The organism is Desulfovibrio desulfopostgatei, from assembly GCF_053570645.1.
Genome location: NZ_JBRBQS010000002.1, coordinates 218,498 through 235,238 on the forward strand (window position 1 = coordinate 218,498; position 16,741 = coordinate 235,238).

Sequence of the window (16,741 nt, forward strand, 5' to 3'; positions counted from 1 at the left end):
CGCTGCGCAAAGAGCCCCTTATGTGGGCTACCGCTGGCGCGTCAGGTGGTACACGCGGGGAACCATGTACATGAGGCTCAACTGCCCGCGCGTAGGCTCATAGCGCGTGGCAACCACCACAGAACCCAGATTCCAGAGGTGGGCGTCATCGCCTTCCCCGGCCGAGGCCTTGCCAAAACGGTCAGTGACCATCTTGAGGATCATGCCCTCCACCGTATTGTTCGGCGCGGTGTAATCCAGCTCAAGAAATCCCAGAGGGCCGGGTTTTCCGGGGCCGTAACAGATCGCCATCTGGCGCGCGCCGGGGGCAACCTTGGCGGCATCGTACAGGTCGCAGATATAGGCGTCATCCTCGCGGATAACGGTTGCTCCGTACTGTCGCAGGGCTTCACGCATGGAATTTCTGTCGGTATTGTCGAGCCGCTGGCCAAACAGAACGGCCTCGGGGCGCGAAGGTTCGGCGCGGGCCATATCTTCCAGTTCTTTCATGGCGTTGGCATCGCCGTTCATGGCCGCCGCATAAAGCAGCAGCACCGCCCGCGAGGGGTTCTTGGTCACGCCCTGCCCGATGCGGTAAAAATGCCCAAGGCGGAACAGAGCCTCGGTTTGCTGCTGCGCGGCTGCGCGGCTGTACCATGCCGCCGCCGCAGTGAAATCCTGCTGTACCCCGCGCCCCAGCTCATAGAGCATGCCCAGATTATATTGGGCCTCAGGCTGGCCCTGCCGCGCCGCCAGATCAAACCAGCGCGCGGCTTCCGCGGGGTTGGGTTCTATGCCGCGTCCCTGTTCCAGCATGCGCCCGTAGTTGCTCATGCCCGAGGGGTGCCCGGTCTTGGCTGATTCTGCAAACCAGTGCAGGGCGCGGCCCAGGTCAGGCTCCACCCCCTGCCCGAGGTCATAAAGCACGCCAAGGTTGTTCATGGCCTGCCCATCGCCCGCTTCGGCCTGTTTGCTCCAGATGCTTTCCGCGGTGGCATAATCGCCCTTGGCGTAGGCTGTTGCGGCTTCTTCCGCCTGCGTGGGCGGCGAAGTCCTTTGCGGAACAGGCACTGGTGCCTTGGTGGGGGCGCTTTCCACTGCAGGCGCATTTTTTTCCTGCTCGGCGGCCGCTTCCTTCTTGCCCTTTTTTGATTTTTTATCTCTGCGGTTTTTTGAGCCCTTTTCCTTCACTGGAGCTTCTGGCTTTTTGGGCGCTTCAAGGGCAGGGCTTGCGGGCTGGGCAGGAGCGGCGGGGGCAGATGCGCCCTGTGCCGCAGGAGCCTGCGGTTGCTGGGCCTGAGCAGGGGCGTGCGCTCCCGGTGCGTTCAGGGGGTTGACCTGCTGCGGCGTGGGCACGGATGGCGCTGCGACGTTTGGGGTCTGCACCGTGGGTGTTTGCACGGTAGGCACCTGAACAGTAGGCGTCTGTATTGGCGCTGCTGGCATTGGCTGCGAAAGCGTGGGCGAAGTACCGCCCCCGAAGGGTTGCCCACCCATGCCGTTGGGGCTGGGCGCATTGCTCCCACCAATTGGAGCGTTGGGCGCGCCAGTACCCTGAACAAAAACGGAGTCTGACGCGGCAAAAGCCGCGCCGCCCGGCAGCGCCAGGGACACGCACAGGCTGTACACGAATACGGCCCGGATGGCTGAAATAAGATGGGCGCGGCTGTAAACCGCGCCCCATCGAAGAAACATGCTGGTGTTCCTTACGGTTTACGTTTGGGGCAGTTAAAATTCATAAAGTCCACTTCCGGGCGGCTTGTCAGGCGCTCGTCAGGCACCAGGGCATAGCCGCGCCAGTCGCGCAAGGTGGCATTGATTCTATCCATATTCACGTAAGCCAGCAAGGCGGGCCAGCGGTCGGCCATATCACGTAGCATGCGCGCGTAGGTGACTTCGCCGCCGTGGAAGCCGTCAAAGAACTCGCAGTCGCCGGAAGCAAAGGTGCGCGGGTCGGTAAATTCCATAACGTCAATGCCACGGGCAAGCAGGGCGTCGCGCAGTTTGAAGAGGTGCGGATAATCGGCCTCCCGTTCGCGCATGGCGTCAAGCACACGGACAGAAAGGGGCGAAATGAAAACAAAGGTGGCAATGCCTCTGGCCTTGAGCCGGCAGTAAATTTCTGCAAAGGCGTCCAGATGGGCGCTGCTGATGCCGCCGGGGTCGCGGCTGTCAGCCAGCGGCTTGGCGTGGAAAAAGGCTTTGGTGCCGTAGCGTACCTGCTTGAGGGTGTCCTCGAACTGGTAGTCAAAGGGCCGCTTTTGCCCTGTGCTTTCACCCGTATAATACCAGGAACCGTCAGAGCCAAAGCCGTCGTTGTACTGCTGGGCCATGATGCCGTAACGGGCGTTGCGGAATCCGCCCATGGACTGCGGCAACATGGGGGCGATAAAGTCCCTGAACGAAATTTTGCCTTCAAGCAGCCATGTCCAGGGTTTCTTGAGGCTGTCGAATCCGTAGTTGTACGACCCGCTGGTGGGCGGTTCTTCCTTGAATGGGTCGGCATTCCACTGCGGCATGAACCACCAGAAGTCCAGCCCGATGATGATGGCATCCGGCTTGTGAATGCGCAGCATGGCGTCGATGGTGGAGCGCAGCACGGGCAGATTGCCCGCCGTGCCGCCCACATTGAGGAAGGGCTTGCGGAAGTATGCGCCGCGGAACTGCATGACGCGCGAGGAACCCACGGCGGCGATCTCAGGCTTCACCTTGGCATAGAGTTGCAGTTTGTAGTCCACAAAATCCTGGGAAACGCCGGATCCAAACACGGCAAAGTTCCCCTTGGACTGTTCTGCGACGGCCCGTTCCACGGCCACGTCGCCGCTGCTGTGCAGCCACCACGCGGTATAGGGAACAGCCAGCAGGCATCCCGCCAGGACAAGGCCCAGCAGCACGAGAAAATAACGCTTCAAAAAGGCGGTTTCTGTGTTGTTCATGGCGTTCACGCGTGGTTAAAATTGGAAGTACAGGAAGGTCGCCTTGCGCGAAACCAGAATCAGGGTGAGGAAGGCCATAACGGCCAGCCCCGTAGCCCAGGTGGCTGTGGGCCGCCAGCTCAGGCGCGGGCGGCTGCCATCGCGTCTGCCGTGCAGAATCTCATGGCTGTTGGGCAGCGCCCAGACCACCAGAAAACTCACCAGCAGCAGGGCAAAGGGAACCCATCCCTGAATGTAGTTGTTGGGCAGCCAGCGGGCCACCAGGGCGGCAAAGCCCGTAAGCCCGTCGGTTGTTGCGCTCAGGCCCGCCGCTTCACGCGTAAACGGCCCTGTGAACATGGCTTTGAACATGCGGCCTGCGCCTTCAATTGTCAGCGCGCGGAACACAACCCAGCACAGGTTGATGCAGAAAAATGTAAACAGGATGGAGCAGATGCGCAGAGGCGCAAGGGCCAGCACGCGCTCCAGCGTCTTGCCCTTGATGCAGGCGCGGAAAAAGTGGTTGATGCCCAGCATGGAACCGTGCAGCGCGCCCCAGACAATAAAGGTCCAGCCAGCGCCGTGCCACGCGCCGCCGATCAGCATGGTCAGAAACAGGTTGCGGTACTGCATGAGCCGCCCTTTGCGGTTGCCGCCAAGGGGGATGTACAGAAAATCGCGCAGCCACGAACTGAGCGTGATGTGCCAGCGCCGCCAGAAGTCCACAATGCCTGTGGATTTGTAGGGCGAGTCAAAGTTTTCAGGCAGCCTGAGGCCCAGCATGAGGGCAAGGCCAATGGCCATGTCCGTGTAGCCTGAAAAGTCGAAATACAGCTGGAAGGTATAGCACAGAGAACCCAGCCACGCCTCGGCCCCGCTGAGCGGAAAGGTCTTTTCCGCCGCATTGAATACAGAGTCGGCGTACAGGGCAATGCTGTCGGCCAGCAGAACTTTTTTGACCATGCCGATGGTGAAAAGCGTGAAACCCTGAGCCAGATTCTCCGCAGTGGCTGGCGCAAGGGTGTCAAACTGCGGGCCTATCTGCTCATAGCGCACGATTGGCCCGGAAATAACATAGGGAAAGCAGGCGGAGAACAGCGCATGCCGCGTAAAGCCCTGCGGCGTGACCTGCCCGCGGTATACGCTGACAAGCCAGGCGATCTGGATGAAGGTATAAAAAGAAATACCCAGGGGCAGCCCGGGCGGGGTGAAATGCCACTGCGCATGCAGCAGCGCCCCAAGATTCTGGGCCAGAAAGGCGGAGTACTTGAACCACAGCAGGGGCAGCAGGTTGAGCACCAGGGCAAGAACCAGCAGGCCCTTGCGGCTCAGGTGGAACCGGCAGCCAGCCTGTTTGCGCGAACCGCACAGGCAGGCCTTTTCGTCATCGCCTTCCGCGTTTTCAGCGGGGGCGGCATCCTGTTTCTGCTCTGGCTCCGGCGCTGCCAGGGCAAGGGCAAAGGCATAGTTCATGCCCAGAATCACAGCCAGCAGAATCAGGAAGGGCAAACCCCACAAACCGTAAAATACTACGGAAAAAGCCAGCAGCACCAGGGCAAGACCCGTGGGGCCGTAGCCCTGGGCCAGCCGCCAGCACACCAGCAGCAGGGGTAGAAAGGCGAAAAGGAATGTGTACGAGTTGAAAAGCATGTGCGACTCCCGTTGGACGGCGTGGACATGCCCGCCGCGCTGGCGTCAGCCTGAATTCTTCCGAGTTTGCAGTGTGGGATGCTTCGTACTCTGCGGCTGAGCCGCTGAAATGCGGGCATCCTGCTTTGATCCCCAGTGCTGCCTTGCGTTCCGCACAGCAGGGCAAGGCGGTTGCTCAAGCCCGGCATGCATGTCTGCCGTGCCGGGCTGTGCATTTTTTGTAGGCCAAATGGCAAAGAAAAAGCGCGCACGACAAGAAACGCGTCACACGCGCCCCCACCGGCATGCCAAGGCTGCCGAGGCTCCGAGCTTGCCTAGGGGTTCAGCTCTGCGCGAAGCTTGCGCGAGAGGCGGAACACCATAACCTTGCGCGGCGGCAGGGTGATGGTTTCATCTGTCTTGGGGTTGCGGCCCTTGCGGGAGGCCTTGTCATAACACTCAAACTTGCCGAAGCCGCTGATAAGCAGGGCCCGGTCTTTTTTGATGGCGACCTTCATGATCTCCAGCAGTTTTTCTACCACGTTCTTGACATCTACGCGGTTTTTGTCCGTTTCTTCGTAGATGGCCTCCACGATGTCCGCTTTGGTCAGTGTTTTTTTCATAGTGCTCTCCGGCGCAGTGCGCTGGTATGGCTGAGTGGAACCCAGTGTTCCTAATGCCCCGCAGCAATGTTTGTCAGCTTCACACAAACGGAACTTTTGTGTAAAATACACGCAACTTACAGACAGAGCAAGGTTTTTTTAAAAAAATCGCCTGCATGTCATTTTCCGTCCAATGCGCTCTACATACCGTTTCACAGTCAGCGAGCCCCCTATGCCCCCCAAAAAAAAGTTTTTGTCCATGACCCTTATGGACATTTCTTCGCCCTTTTATAGACAAGCTCATTCCGCGGATGCCTGCTGTGAATCTGTGCCCGCCGCACTGCATGACCATGGAGCTAATATGAATATGGCTCAGAATATTGCGCAGACCTCATCGCAGACTGGAGGCAAAGAGCGCCCGGTGCCGCTGAATTTTGCATGGCTGCAGCGCGGTGCGGAACCTCGGCAGGCCGTTGTGCCGGTTTTTTTACCATTCAGGGGCTGCCCTGTGCGCTGTGTTTTTTGCGCGCAGGACGTGCAGACTGGCGTTGGCGACTGCCAAAATCCGGATTTGGCGGAGGGCTCGCGCGCCGCAAGTGTGGAGGGTCTGCTGCTCGCCGCACGGGAGAGTTTGCGCCTGCGCCATGAAAGCGGGCAGCCTGCGGCGGAGCTGGCATTTTACGGCGGCACTTTCACCGCATTACCGGAGGAGGATATGGCCGCCTGCCTCAATCTGGCCTGCGAAGCGCAGGAAAAAGGCTGGATACGTTCCTTCCGCTGTTCAACCCGCCCGGACAGGGTGGATGCCCCAATACTGGAGCGGTTGCGCGCCGCAGGCTGCGGTGTGGTGGAACTGGGCGTGCAGAGCTTTGCCGATAGTGCGCTTGCCGCCTCCCGCCGGGGCTATACCGGCGGCACTGCCCAGGCGGCCTGCGTTCTTGTGCGGGCTGCTGGCCTCAAGCTGGTGGTGCAGCTCCTGCCCGGCATGCCGGGGCATAGCCCGCAGTTTTTTATGGACGATGTGCCAGCGGCCCTGGCTGTGGGCGCGCAGATGCTGCGGTTTTATCCCTGTCTTGTGCTTGAAGGAACGGGCCTTGCCGCCATGTGGCGCGATGGGAGCTACAAACCCTGGCCGCTGGAGGATACACTTGAAAGCCTTGCCCACGGATGGCTCGTGGCAGCACGGGCCAACGTGCCCGTGATCCGTATGGGCCTTGCCCCGGAGCCGGGGCTGGAGAGTGCCGTGCTTGCCGGGCCGGTGGACAGGGAACTTGGCGGCAGGGTCAAGGGGCGTGCCTTGCTGTTGGCGGTAAGGGAACTGCTTGGCGAGAATGCGGCAACACCAGCCGCGCAGTTTGATTTGCAGCTACCCCGGTCAGCCCAGGGTTTCTTTTGGGGCGCAAAGGGAGAACTGCGCGCCAGATGGGCGGCGCTGGGGCTGCGCACGGTATCTTTTGACGATAACACCTCGCCGCAGCTTGTATTTATCTAGGTCTGGTTGGAAGCGAAATGTTTTGCAGGGAGACGCCTTTTGTAAAAAGGTTTTTCCCCACGCTCAGTTACTAAAATTCAAGCGCGACCAGAGTGACGTCGCGCAGGGCAAAACGCACAGAACCCGCTTTGCGGCGGGTTCTGTGCGTTTGTTGTCAGCTCTGGAAAAGGAGGCGGCCGCCGGGGGGGAACCGGCGGCCGAGAAGGGAGGGAGGGTGTTGATGGTTATAAGGTTCTGTTCAAAGGAGGAGGTTCTTGGAGGCTCCGTGATGCCCCCCTTGGGGGTAGGGGACAGGACGGAAATTTGTTCTCAGTGATCCTGTATATGTCAACCGCCTTAGGCGGACGAGTTGGGAGCGGCAATTTCGGTTGATTAGTGGTTACTGGGCCGCGCCGTGCTGATGTTTCGCCGCAGCGGGGGCGTCCTTTTTGGGCATGGGGGCAACGGCAGGCTTGCCCACTTCCTTTTCAAGACGCTGAGTCATGGTTTCGTGCATCTGGCCGAGCTGCTTTCTGAGTTGCAGCAATTCGGTGGCAGTGGCGCGCACAGCCGCAATATCGGGGTTGGAGGCATTTTGCAGGGCGCGCAGCTCCTGTCGCTTGATGAACATCTGGTCCTTTACGGGTTCCATCTGTTTGACGAACTCGGCCACAATGGCATCATACTTCTGCTGTTGTTCGGGGGTATACGCCCCACGTCCCATCATGCCGTGTCCTTGCATTCCGGGGCAGGGCATTTCACCCATGCAGCCGCCCATTTCCCGCATGCCTTCTGGCATATCGCCTGCGGGGCCAGGCTGGCTGTAGGCGGTTATGGCGCCACCCATCAGAGTTGCTGCAAGTATGGCTGCGATGGCGATGTTTTTGGATTTCATGGAAGGCTACCTCGTAGTCTTTTTTCTCGTATATGGTTTCGTTGTTCCTGCAACGTTTGATTGCTATATAGCAATGCGTGTGCCAACTATATTTTATTTAATAAAACTAGATTGTTAATGTGTTATCTCCCGCGGCCGTTGCGCCTGCGGGCAGAGAAGCGTATGTTTTTTATACATTCGGGCATTGTCTCTGTATAAAATTTGTACATCTGCATAATTTTCTTACAGGGGCTGTCGGGCAAAGTTGAATAAAAAACGCGCCCGCCTTGAGGGCGGACGCGTGTTGCTGCGAGCAGATTGTCGCGGTTATTTGCTGGCGGAAGTGGACAGACCGGGATATTCCATGCTGCACCCGCGCGTTTGCGGGCTGCCAAGCGGAACGCCTACCTCAGTACCCATTCGCTGGTCTGCTCGTTGCAGAAGGGCGCGCAGTTCATCTCGCAATTGCTGTAATTCATGCCCCAGACGGGGCAGCGTTTCCGGCGAGGTGGTCTGGTTGTAGCTCAGGTGGGCAAGCTCGTTTTTTTTCAGCATGATGCTTTTGCGCAGTTCGTTCACCTTGGGGGAGTATTCGTCAATGACGGCCTGGGCTTTGGCCCGTTGCGCGGGCGAAAGCTGTTGCAGCCATGTCCGCATATCTGCGGCGTGGTTGGCTGCGGGGCTTCCCGGCGAAGGTGTATATTCCGCATAGTCGGTCTGATCCGCCGCCGTTGGCTGGGGGAGGCACAGACTGGCCAAAACACAAAGGGAAAGAAGGGGTTTCATCATAAAAGACCTTCTGAAGAATAAACTCGTCCCGCTCTCATACCAATCACTGAGCGGGGTGGCAAGATTCCCGGCTTTGTGGGCACGAGGAATGAATAATTTATTGCAAAAAGCGTGCAAATTTTTTTACTCGTGGTGCGCCTCTGGCGGTGCCGCGCGCAATACAGAGTGTGCCGTATGAATATGGAAAACAGCACGGCTGAAAAAAACGGACAGGAAGCTGCGCAACAGGGCGCAGCCGCAGCAAACTCCACAAGCCCCGCAATCTCCACAGATAAGTCGCGGACAGCGCAGGCCGCCGCTGTTGGCGCGCATACGCCGCTCGGCCTGCTGCTGGGCGGGGCCGCCGTTGTGCTGGCCCTCATGGTAACGCTGCTGACCCTTATTTCCATTGACCGCAGCGAGGCCGCCATGGCCCGCCTGCTGGCGGAAAAGGGTTCATCGCTGATCATCGCCTTTGAGAGCATCCTGCGTTCGGGCATGCGCAGCGAGGCTGGCGTCCGCCTTCAGGTGCTGCTGGAAGAAATGGGCGAAAGCCCCGGCATTGTTTTTGTGGCCGTGACCATGCCTGACGGCACCATTGTGGCGCACAGCAACCCTGCCCGGCTTGGTGAAATTTTGCAGGTGGGTTCGCACGAAGCCGATGAGGCCACCATGCGCGACCTTGCCCCCGACATGCTGCCCCACTGGGGCATCATGCGCATGGAGGGGCGGCGCGTGTTTGCCGTGTACAGGCAATTTTCGCCGGGTATACGCGATCTGCCAAGGGGCTTTCCGCTGCCGGTGATTTTTCTCGGCCTTGATCTTTCGCCCTTTGAAATAACGCGCAGCCAGAACCGGGACTACGTTGCCATGCTGGCCGCAGTGACCCTGCTGGTGGGCCTGGCCTGCCTGGTGGCCCTGTACTATGCCGAGCGGGCGCGGGAGTCGCGCCAGCGGCAGCGCATGGCCGAGGGCAAGGTGCGCAGGCTTGAAGAAGAAGTGCGCCGCAAGGAAAAGCTGGCCGCTGTGGGCAATCTGGCCGCAGGGGTTGCGCACGAGATCCGCAATCCTCTCAGCTCCATCAAGGGCTACGCCACCTACTTCGGCCAGCGCTTTCCCGAAGGAAGCGAAGACCGCGAGGCCGCCAATGTGATGGTACACGAGGTTGACCGGCTCAATCGCGTAATTATGGATCTTATAGGACTTTCACGTCCCAGCGATGTGAGCCCGCACCCTACTGATCTCAAGCTTGTGGTGGATCACGTGACGCGCCTTATCCATCAGGATGCGGACAAACGCGATGTCAAGATTGTCTGCCGTTCGCCCCGGCGGGTGCCGCTGGCCCTGGCCGACCCCGAACGCATGGGGCAGGCCCTGTTGAACCTCTGCCTCAACGCTCTGGACGCCATGCCCGAGGGCGGGCAGCTCACGCTTGCCATTGTGGAGCGCAAAGGGCGCGTGTGCCTTATGGTGCGCGATAACGGCACAGGTATTGAGGCCAGCCAGTTGCCGCATATTTTTGACCCCTACTATACCACCAAGGGGCAAGGCACGGGGCTGGGGCTTGCCATGGTGCACAAGATTGTGGAAGCCCACGACGGCGAAATCAGCGTTACCTCGCGCCCGGCGCAAACTGCGCGCCGCGGGGAAACCACGTTCCGCATCTGGCTGCCCCGCGCGGCGGAAGGCGCGGTGGCGCAGGACAATCGTAAAAAATAACCTGCGCGGCTGCGGCGCGGCCCGGGATTTCAGGTTTTTGCCAAGCATAAAGAGAGGATACGGTGAGCAACTGCATACTGGTTGTAGACGATGACGATGCCCACCGCGGCATGCTGCGCACCATGCTGCGCTCCTGGGGATATGCTGTGGAAGAAGCCACGGACGGCGACGAGGCCGTTCCTCTGGTTCGCGAAAAATCCTTTGACGCCGTGTTGACTGACGTGCGCATGGCGCGCATGGACGGCATCCACGCGCTCAAAAACATTCTTGAATATAATCCGGCTCTGCCCGTGGTGCTCATGACGGCCTATTCATCAGTGGAAACTGCCGTGGAGGCCCTGCGCCTCGGCGCATACGACTATCTGGTCAAGCCGCTGGATTTTGAAGCTCTCAGGCATACGCTTGAAAAAGCCATTGAGCATTCGCGTCTCAGTGTGGAAAACCGTGAGCTGCGCCGTCAGCTCAGCGATGCCGCCGCGCGCCCCGGCATCCTTGGCCGTAGCGCCTCCATCCGCGCCATGCAGGAAATTATCGCCACTGTTGCCCCTACCGAGGCCACGGTGCTCATTTCCGGCGAATCCGGCACTGGCAAGGAACTGGTGGCCCGCGCCCTGCACTGCGCCAGCGCCAGAGCGGACAAACCGCTTGTAACGGTGAACTGCGCGGCCCTGGCCGAAAACCTGCTGGAATCCGAACTGTTCGGGCACGAAAAGGGCTCGTTCACCGGCGCGGATCGCCGCCGCGAGGGGCGCTTTGCCCAAGCCAACGGCGGCACGCTTTTTCTGGACGAAATCGGCGAGATGCCCCTTACCCTTCAGTCAAAGCTGTTGCGCGCCTTGCAGCAGGGCGAGGTGCAACGCGTGGGGGCCGATGCCGCCATAACCGTGGATGTGCGCATACTGGCGGCCACCAACCGCGACCTGCGCGAAGAAGTGGCCCAAAAGCGTTTTCGCGAGGATCTATATTTCCGCCTCAACGTCATCTGTATTGAAGTGCCGCCCCTGCGTGACCGCGCCGAGGATATTCCCGTGCTCGCCGCGCATTTTCTGGAGCGCTTTGCCAGCCGCAACCGCAAAAGCGTGCGCGGATTTTCGCCGCAGGCGCTGGCCTGCATGCTGCGCTACAACTGGCCCGGCAATGTGCGCGAACTGGAAAACGCCGTGGAACGCGCCGTGATTCTCTGCAACGGCGACCTCATCACCGAGCGCGAATTGCCCTCTGTGGTCACTGGCCCCGCCCTGCCCGACGAACGCCAGCCCGAGGTGGACGCCTCCCTGGCAGGTCTGCCCCTGGATGCCGTGGAGCGTCGCGCCATTGAGGAAACCCTGCGCCAGACAGGCGACAACAAGAGCGAGGCGGCCCGGCAGTTGGGAATTACGAGGGCTACTCTGCATAACAAGCTCCGCAAGTACGGCCTTGAGTGATCGGGGTCTTTTGCGCGCTGACGGCGTTCCGCTGCGGAGGCGGCATCGGTCAAGGACCGAACGTCCACTCCCTGTGTCTCCCCTTGCGGGCCTTGTCAGCGCACAAAATTCCTCCGATCACTAGACGAATGTGGGTTCTGAATTCTTTTGCGCGTGGGCAAGGAAGAAGTGTATAACACCCCTCCGAGCATCAGTTGCGGATGGCGGGCGGGTTTTGCACCCTGACGGCGTGCCCCTCTGAGGTCGTTTTTGGGTGATTGGCCTGAAAAGCAATGGAAATGGCGAGTTGCACTGATGAATGCCGCGCGGTAAGGCGTTGGAGAGAGGTTTTCAATGAGAACAACAGGAGACGGCATTGCCTTGTATCATGGTACTGATGGAACAAGGCGGCTACTGAAAATTATTGCAGCTCTGCTTGTTATTGCATGTGCGGAAACATGTATTTATTGGAAATTTTCAGCGCCAACGAGCAACAGCGCGGGTGAGTCAATGGCCTTGTCGCCAGAAGCGGCTCGTGAATATGTTTTAAAGACGGAAAAATTGATTATTATCGACGTGCGCAGTCAAAAAGAATTTGCAGATGGGCATCTTCCAAACGCCGTTAACATGCCACTATATGCTTTTCAGCATTTGGTAAAAAATATTCCGCAGGATTCTGCTGTGCTGTTGCACTGTCAGTATGGCTACAGGGCGCTTCAGGCATACAAGCTGTTCAGGCGGTTGCGCCCAGACATCAACAATGTCCGTTACGCAGCGGGGCAGTTGCATTTTTCATTTTTGCAGAAAGAAGGTCAGTCGGGCCAGTAAGGACAAGCCCGCCTGTCGTCGCGACAGCACGCTACAGAAATAAGGCCCGCTGCCCTGACTGCCTGAGAACCTGAAGGCTAAAAACTCTCAAGCCGCGCCTCTGCTTCTTTTTCCATATTTTCTTCATTGAAAAAGAGTACCAGCAGAGCGTTTCTGTTTCGCGTTTCCGTCTTGCGCAATATTTGCCGAATGTGGGTTTTGAGCGTGTTTTCAGAAATATGCAGCCGACCGCAAATGGCAGACGTATCGCACCCCTCCAGAATCAGACACAAAACATCCCGTTCGCGCAAAGAAATACCGTATGTCAGGGCAAAATCAGCGATGCTGTCTGCCCGGCAGCGTTCGCTTTTGTGTGATTCCTGCGGGGTGAAGGCTTTGTGTTCTGTTTTGTCTTCGCCGTCCGCTGTGGGCGTTTTTGATACCCCGGAAAGCGTCAGGGCGTACTGGATGCGGGAGCTGACATAGCTGAAGGCCGTAGTGAGAAAAAGGCACCAGAATGCAACCGGCACTGTACCGGGAAAGTGCTCCACAAAGCGGTATACGCACAAAAAAGCCATAAGCATTGCAAGGTAAGGAATGGCAGAAATCAGGCCGCGCCGGGGAGAGTGCCTTCCGATCTGATCGAAAACTAGCAGAAAGTACAATTGCGCAATGCCACGGCACGCAAGATCAATCACATAAATGATCCAGTAGATGACTGTTCCCTCTGTGATGATCACAAGGGTCGGGGATAAAATTACCCCGCCAATGCAGAAGAGTAACAGGCGCATGTCCGTGCCGTACTTGTCAATCAGCAGGCCAACAATGGGATAGGCCAGCCACGTATACAGGTGCACCTGGGCGGGGATGGGAAAGGCCTGGCTGTGAACTCTGTAAAATGTGATGTCAATAAAGGCGTTTAGCAGAAAAAATATAAAGGCGATGGCAGTCAGGTATCTGAGTGAAATTACTGTCAGTTTGTCTGACTTGCGCACAACTTCCAAGCCTTCTGCTGGCGGTTGCTCTTTGAACAGGCAAGTGGCCGCCATGCCGCCGCTCACGAACTGAAGGCACAGCATAAGCCATTGCAGCGATTCATCTGAAAGGGGAAAGATGTATAAAAACAGCCAGAAAAAATCCCCAACAGCAAAGGCAACGCCCAGATGAAAACCGGGTGATGAACTGCGCGCAAAGAAATTTTTGAGCAACGGGGGCAGAACCGCCCCGCCCCAGAAACAGGCTCCGTAAGAGTAAATGGCATTGTTCTGGAATATGCTGCCCGCCCACAGCAGTGCGCCCATCATGGTCAAGGCCACAGCGCACGGGGCGCCAAAGCGTTTGGGGAGCCAGGTGGAAAACAGCAGCCCACCCAGAATTATGCCGCCGCAAAATCCGGCAACCGCGTTTTGCAGGGAAAAAGATACAATGCCAAGTCCCCGGCCTTCCAGAAAAATTACAAACTGGGCTGCCAGCAGGCTGGCAATGCCTATGCCGGAAATGACTGGCAATCCCTTTTTGCCTGATTCCATTGGTTCTCCGAAATGTCAGCGTGGCTTGTCATCAGATAGTCAGTTGCAATTGCACTACCCCCTAAAAGAACACCACATTTATTATGGGTCAATAGCAAATTCGTATACGTGTTATTCGATACTGATTGCATCATTCCATCTGGCCCTCGCGGAAAGTTGCCCGAAAGCTTTTTTCAGCGTGAGGCCTCAGTAAACTTCGGCGAAGTGCTGCAACAGAACTATATGGATTGACAGGAGAACAGAGCAAAGGAAGGTACCCGAACAAGCGTTCGGGTACCTTCCTCTTCAAGCCATGCGACATCTGTGGCCCGCTCAAGCTGACAGGGGCTTTTGTCACCGGCTGTGCATGCCTCGGGATCAGCTAGTCCTGCAAAAATTGCTGGAATGCTGGCACGTAAGCGACATCACATTTATTCAAGTTCCGCAGATCCATCGCCGCGCAGGGTAATTTTCTTAACGCCGCTCAGGTCGAGGTTTTGCCAGTTCACCTGACCTCCGTCGCTGTCAACGGCGATCAGTTCCCACCCCTTGGGGCTGCCGCTGATGTTGATCTTCAGGCCTTCGCCATTGGCAAGCGTGTCATTGCCCAAAAGATCCTGAGCGTTGCCGCCTGCATTGGAGTCAACAAGGCCAAGACGCTGGATGGTAAATCCTGTGCCGTTGGCGACAACGATTTCCTGTGCAAGGGCTGCTCCAGCGCTGAAACCAAAGAGCATCAGCGCTGCGGCAAAAGAAAGGATAAAGCGTTTCATATAATTATCTCCATGTGATCCCGGGTGTGGTGGCGTGCCGTGTGCTGAAGTCGGCAGTGGTTATTCGGGTACGGCTTCGATGGCGTCCATAATGGTTTTGGCAGGGTTTTTTGCGCAGTAGGTGCCCAGGTGGGTGCCCAGCTTTTCCATCCACTGATCACTGATGGAGGTATTGCCGCTTTTGCCGCTCATGTAACCGTCAATCCACATCACCATCATGCTTATGTTCTGCTTGTCAGCCAGAAAGTCCTTGCAGGTGATTTTTGCCACATCCTGTTCTGCTGCATGTGCCGCAAAGGGAGCAGCGCCCAACATAAAAACAGTCAGTGCAGCCAACATATACTTTTTCATTACTTCCTCCGTCTTCGATTGATATTTAACCATGACCCCAATTATCCGAAGATATTCGTGCGGTGCTGGGAAATGTCAGCGCCTGGACGCAAAGCCTATTCCAGTGCAGGGCGCCGCGAATCCCTGATGGCCTCAACAACCCGATCAGGCCTACACTTTGGGCAGAGCTCTGCACATCACCTTAATGTTCGATTTTGCCGATTGCTGTTCACCCTTGGGGGTGAATAATGGCGTGGTGCATAAAAAATAATTAGATTTAAGAGGGTTAACGATTCGCAGCCGCAGCGTGGATGCTGCGATAATCCTCTGCTTTGCGCTCGAGCGTCTCCCGGCAGAGCTTTTTCCGGGCAGCGCATTCGACTGCCGTGATGGCTGAACGGACACATCACCCACATGGGTGACAAATTTTTTTGCACAAAGGTCTCTTCGGGTGATACCGTTTTGCGACCAATTGGAGGAAAAAGCTGCTGGAATTCTGCGTCAATGCCGCACGCATTGAAAATCTAGTTATGGAGAACAGTCGATGAAAGATTCCAGCACTCACGTCAGTGGCATGATCTGGGCGGGCTATGTTCTGCTGCTTATTTTTTCTTTTTCACTTTATTGGAGTCTGTTGTTGTGGGCTGGCCTTGGCGCTTTGGCCCTTGGCTATTACCAGCGCCGACAGGCCCGCAAGGGAGCCATGCAGGCAGAATGCGCTCATGCCCAGTGGCAGGTGAATACCGTGTGGCTTGCCTTGGTGCTTGCTCTTGTGGGGATTGGCGGCATCGTCGGGGTGGCTGGATGGATGGGCAATGATCCCGCAGTAATGGCAAAGCTTGATGAACTATCCACCGGGGATCAGCCCCCTTTGGAAATGCTGCGTCAGTTCTGGGCGATTCCGGGCAGCAAGGCTCTGGTTGCCTTTATGTGCGGCTCCACACTCCTGTACCTTGTCTGGACTCTCAAGCGCACGCTGCAGGGGTTTTTGTCCATATGGAAGGGGACAGCGCCTGCCGCGCTTGGCCCTTTGCACTGGGCGGCGCTGTTGTTGGCCGTGCTGATTCAGGTGGGCATTCCGCTGGTGCTTTTGTAAGCGGTGACGCTTATGCGCGGCACTGTGGTTTGCCTTGCTGTTATTTCTGGTTTTCTGGGGACGGCTGGCCCCTCGGCCTGTTTGTGCGCGGCCTCGGTGCCTGCCAGGGATAGCGTATCGTTCGCATCCATGGATCCAATGCGGAATGCCCCTGGCTGGGGAGCGGGGCAGGCCGCCCACTCTCCAGTATGCTCCGCCAAATCGTGCAACAGCATGGAGCAGATTTATGAGCAGGCGCAGCACGGCGATGCCGAGTCCCAGCTCTGGCTTGCCCGGCAGTATGAAAGTGGCTCGCGCGGCCTGTGCAAGGATGACCCTCTGGCTGTGATCTGGCTTAAAAAAGCGGCAGAAGCAGGCCGGGCAGAAGCCCAGTTTGCCTTGGGGATGCGCTGCTTTTTTGGCCTTGGCGTAGCGCAGAATCTTGAACAGGCGGTGTTGCTGTTGCACAAGGCCGCGCAACAGGGGCATGCCGAAGCCCAATACAGGCTTGCAGGCTGTCTTGAGGATGGCTTGGGGGTAAACGCAGACAAGGCCGCAGCCGTGTATTGGTACAGTAAGTCTGCCGCACTTGGTTACCCTCAGGCGCAAAACATGCTCGGCATTCTTTGCAGCAAGGGCATAGGCATGCCGCGCGATGCGCATGCCGCCGCCAACTGGTTTCTGCGGGCGGCGGTACAGGGCTATGCAACCGCCCAGTATAACCTTGCGCGCAGCTATGAGACAGGGGACGGCCTGGACAATGACAGGGAAAAAGCCCTTTACTGGTACGGTAAGGCCGCCCGGCAGGGTGATGCTGACGCGCAGGCCCGTCTTGATGCCTTTTGACTGCTTCGGAAGCCTTTGTTTTCTGGCAGTGTGACCCTGTAA

15 protein-coding genes are annotated in these 16,741 nt (G+C 57.9%); 6 read left to right on the forward strand and 9 right to left on the reverse strand.

The features are described from left to right. Positions 1-27: 27 nt before the first annotated feature. The 4 genes from ACUZ9Q_RS00945 to ACUZ9Q_RS00960 form a co-directional block, all read right to left on the reverse strand. On the reverse strand, positions 28-1,674 hold the full coding sequence (locus tag ACUZ9Q_RS00945; RefSeq protein WP_308583906.1) for a sel1 repeat family protein: 1,647 nt from the start codon (positions 1,672-1,674) through the stop codon (positions 28-30). 11 nt (positions 1,675-1,685) lie between these two features. Continuing rightward, complete coding sequence (locus ACUZ9Q_RS00950) at positions 1,686-2,915, reverse strand: hypothetical protein (RefSeq protein ID WP_297892864.1); 1,230 nt, start codon at positions 2,913-2,915, stop codon at positions 1,686-1,688. A gap of 15 nt (positions 2,916-2,930) precedes the next feature. Next, entirely contained in the window at positions 2,931-4,544 is a 1,614-nt protein-coding gene (locus tag ACUZ9Q_RS00955; RefSeq protein WP_449247170.1) for an MBOAT family O-acyltransferase, read from the reverse strand. 314 nt (positions 4,545-4,858) lie between these two features. Next, positions 4,859-5,146: an integration host factor subunit alpha gene (locus ACUZ9Q_RS00960; protein ID WP_022657574.1), complete on the reverse strand. Its 288-nt coding sequence runs from the start codon at positions 5,144-5,146 to the stop codon at positions 4,859-4,861. Positions 5,147-5,492: 346 nt separating this feature from the next. On the opposite strand from ACUZ9Q_RS00960, the gene ACUZ9Q_RS00965 reads away from it, so the two are divergent. Then, positions 5,493-6,617: a radical SAM protein gene (locus tag ACUZ9Q_RS00965; protein ID WP_308583901.1), complete on the forward strand. Its 1,125-nt coding sequence runs from the start codon at positions 5,493-5,495 to the stop codon at positions 6,615-6,617. Positions 6,618-6,996: 379 nt separating this feature from the next. On the opposite strand, the gene ACUZ9Q_RS00970 is transcribed toward ACUZ9Q_RS00965, so the two are convergent. Further along, on the reverse strand, positions 6,997-7,491 hold the full coding sequence (locus ACUZ9Q_RS00970) for a Spy/CpxP family protein refolding chaperone (protein ID WP_192112151.1): 495 nt from the start codon (positions 7,489-7,491) through the stop codon (positions 6,997-6,999). 306 nt (positions 7,492-7,797) lie between these two features. Further along, the gene (locus tag ACUZ9Q_RS00975) at positions 7,798-8,259 is read right to left on the reverse strand and encodes a periplasmic heavy metal sensor (RefSeq protein ID WP_022657578.1); all 462 of its coding nucleotides are present in this window, start codon (positions 8,257-8,259) and stop codon (positions 7,798-7,800) included. Positions 8,260-8,433: 174 nt separating this feature from the next. On the opposite strand from ACUZ9Q_RS00975, the gene zraS reads away from it, so the two are divergent. The 3 genes from zraS to ACUZ9Q_RS00990 all read left to right on the forward strand — a co-directional run bounded on the left by zraS (position 8,434) and on the right by ACUZ9Q_RS00990 (position 12,188). Continuing rightward, positions 8,434-9,957 (forward strand): two-component system sensor histidine kinase ZraS, encoded by a 1,524-nt coding sequence (zraS, locus tag ACUZ9Q_RS00980; protein WP_449247171.1) that lies wholly within the window; start codon positions 8,434-8,436, stop codon positions 9,955-9,957. 110 nt (positions 9,958-10,067) lie between these two features. Beyond that, positions 10,068-11,381 (forward strand): sigma-54-dependent transcriptional regulator, encoded by a 1,314-nt coding sequence (locus tag ACUZ9Q_RS00985; RefSeq protein ID WP_371740863.1) that lies wholly within the window; start codon positions 10,068-10,070, stop codon positions 11,379-11,381. A gap of 333 nt (positions 11,382-11,714) precedes the next feature. After that, positions 11,715-12,188: a rhodanese-like domain-containing protein gene (locus ACUZ9Q_RS00990; protein ID WP_449247172.1), complete on the forward strand. Its 474-nt coding sequence runs from the start codon at positions 11,715-11,717 to the stop codon at positions 12,186-12,188. A 77-nt stretch (positions 12,189-12,265) separates the two neighbouring features. Here ACUZ9Q_RS00990 and ACUZ9Q_RS00995 read toward each other — a convergent pair whose 3' ends face one another. The 3 genes from ACUZ9Q_RS00995 to ACUZ9Q_RS01005 all read right to left on the reverse strand — a co-directional run bounded on the left by ACUZ9Q_RS00995 (position 12,266) and on the right by ACUZ9Q_RS01005 (position 14,799). Beyond that, entirely contained in the window at positions 12,266-13,696 is a 1,431-nt protein-coding gene (locus ACUZ9Q_RS00995) for a LuxR C-terminal-related transcriptional regulator (RefSeq protein ID WP_449247173.1), read from the reverse strand. A 410-nt stretch (positions 13,697-14,106) separates the two neighbouring features. Then, a complete protein-coding gene (locus ACUZ9Q_RS01000) occupies positions 14,107-14,448 on the reverse strand; it encodes a hypothetical protein (RefSeq protein ID WP_192112155.1) in 342 nt (113 codons plus the stop codon). Between the two features lie 60 nt (positions 14,449-14,508). After that, entirely contained in the window at positions 14,509-14,799 is a 291-nt protein-coding gene (locus tag ACUZ9Q_RS01005; RefSeq protein WP_022657584.1) for an HdeA/HdeB family chaperone, read from the reverse strand. Between the two features lie 523 nt (positions 14,800-15,322). Between ACUZ9Q_RS01005 and ACUZ9Q_RS01010 the strand changes: the two genes are divergently transcribed. Then, positions 15,323-15,874 (forward strand): hypothetical protein, encoded by a 552-nt coding sequence (locus ACUZ9Q_RS01010; protein WP_449247174.1) that lies wholly within the window; start codon positions 15,323-15,325, stop codon positions 15,872-15,874. A gap of 12 nt (positions 15,875-15,886) precedes the next feature. Then, entirely contained in the window at positions 15,887-16,699 is an 813-nt protein-coding gene (locus tag ACUZ9Q_RS01015) for a tetratricopeptide repeat protein (protein ID WP_449247175.1), read from the forward strand. Positions 16,700-16,741 lie beyond the last annotated feature (42 nt).

Coding starts and splice junctions, on each gene's coding strand:
- ACUZ9Q_RS00990 (WP_449247172.1), top strand. CDS start 11,715: ATGAGAACAACAGGAGACGGCATTGCCTTGTATCATGGTACTGATGGA.
- ACUZ9Q_RS01010 (WP_449247174.1), top strand. CDS start 15,323: ATGAAAGATTCCAGCACTCACGTCAGTGGCATGATCTGGGCGGGCTAT.
- ACUZ9Q_RS00985 (WP_371740863.1), top strand. CDS start 10,068: ATGCTGCGCACCATGCTGCGCTCCTGGGGATATGCTGTGGAAGAAGCC.
- ACUZ9Q_RS01005 (WP_022657584.1), bottom strand. CDS start 14,799: ATGAAAAAGTATATGTTGGCTGCACTGACTGTTTTTATGTTGGGCGCT.
- ACUZ9Q_RS01015 (WP_449247175.1), top strand. CDS start 15,887: ATGCGCGGCACTGTGGTTTGCCTTGCTGTTATTTCTGGTTTTCTGGGG.
- ACUZ9Q_RS00955 (WP_449247170.1), bottom strand. CDS start 4,544: ATGCTTTTCAACTCGTACACATTCCTTTTCGCCTTTCTACCCCTGCTG.
- ACUZ9Q_RS01000 (WP_192112155.1), bottom strand. CDS start 14,448: ATGAAACGCTTTATCCTTTCTTTTGCCGCAGCGCTGATGCTCTTTGGT.
- ACUZ9Q_RS00975 (WP_022657578.1), bottom strand. CDS start 8,259: ATGATGAAACCCCTTCTTTCCCTTTGTGTTTTGGCCAGTCTGTGCCTC.
- ACUZ9Q_RS00950 (WP_297892864.1), bottom strand. CDS start 2,915: ATGAACAACACAGAAACCGCCTTTTTGAAGCGTTATTTTCTCGTGCTG.
- zraS (WP_449247171.1), top strand. CDS start 8,434: ATGAATATGGAAAACAGCACGGCTGAAAAAAACGGACAGGAAGCTGCG.
- ACUZ9Q_RS00960 (WP_022657574.1), bottom strand. CDS start 5,146: ATGAAAAAAACACTGACCAAAGCGGACATCGTGGAGGCCATCTACGAA.
- ACUZ9Q_RS00995 (WP_449247173.1), bottom strand. CDS start 13,696: ATGGAATCAGGCAAAAAGGGATTGCCAGTCATTTCCGGCATAGGCATT.
- ACUZ9Q_RS00945 (WP_308583906.1), bottom strand. CDS start 1,674: ATGTTTCTTCGATGGGGCGCGGTTTACAGCCGCGCCCATCTTATTTCA.
- ACUZ9Q_RS00970 (WP_192112151.1), bottom strand. CDS start 7,491: ATGAAATCCAAAAACATCGCCATCGCAGCCATACTTGCAGCAACTCTG.
- ACUZ9Q_RS00965 (WP_308583901.1), top strand. CDS start 5,493: ATGGCTCAGAATATTGCGCAGACCTCATCGCAGACTGGAGGCAAAGAG.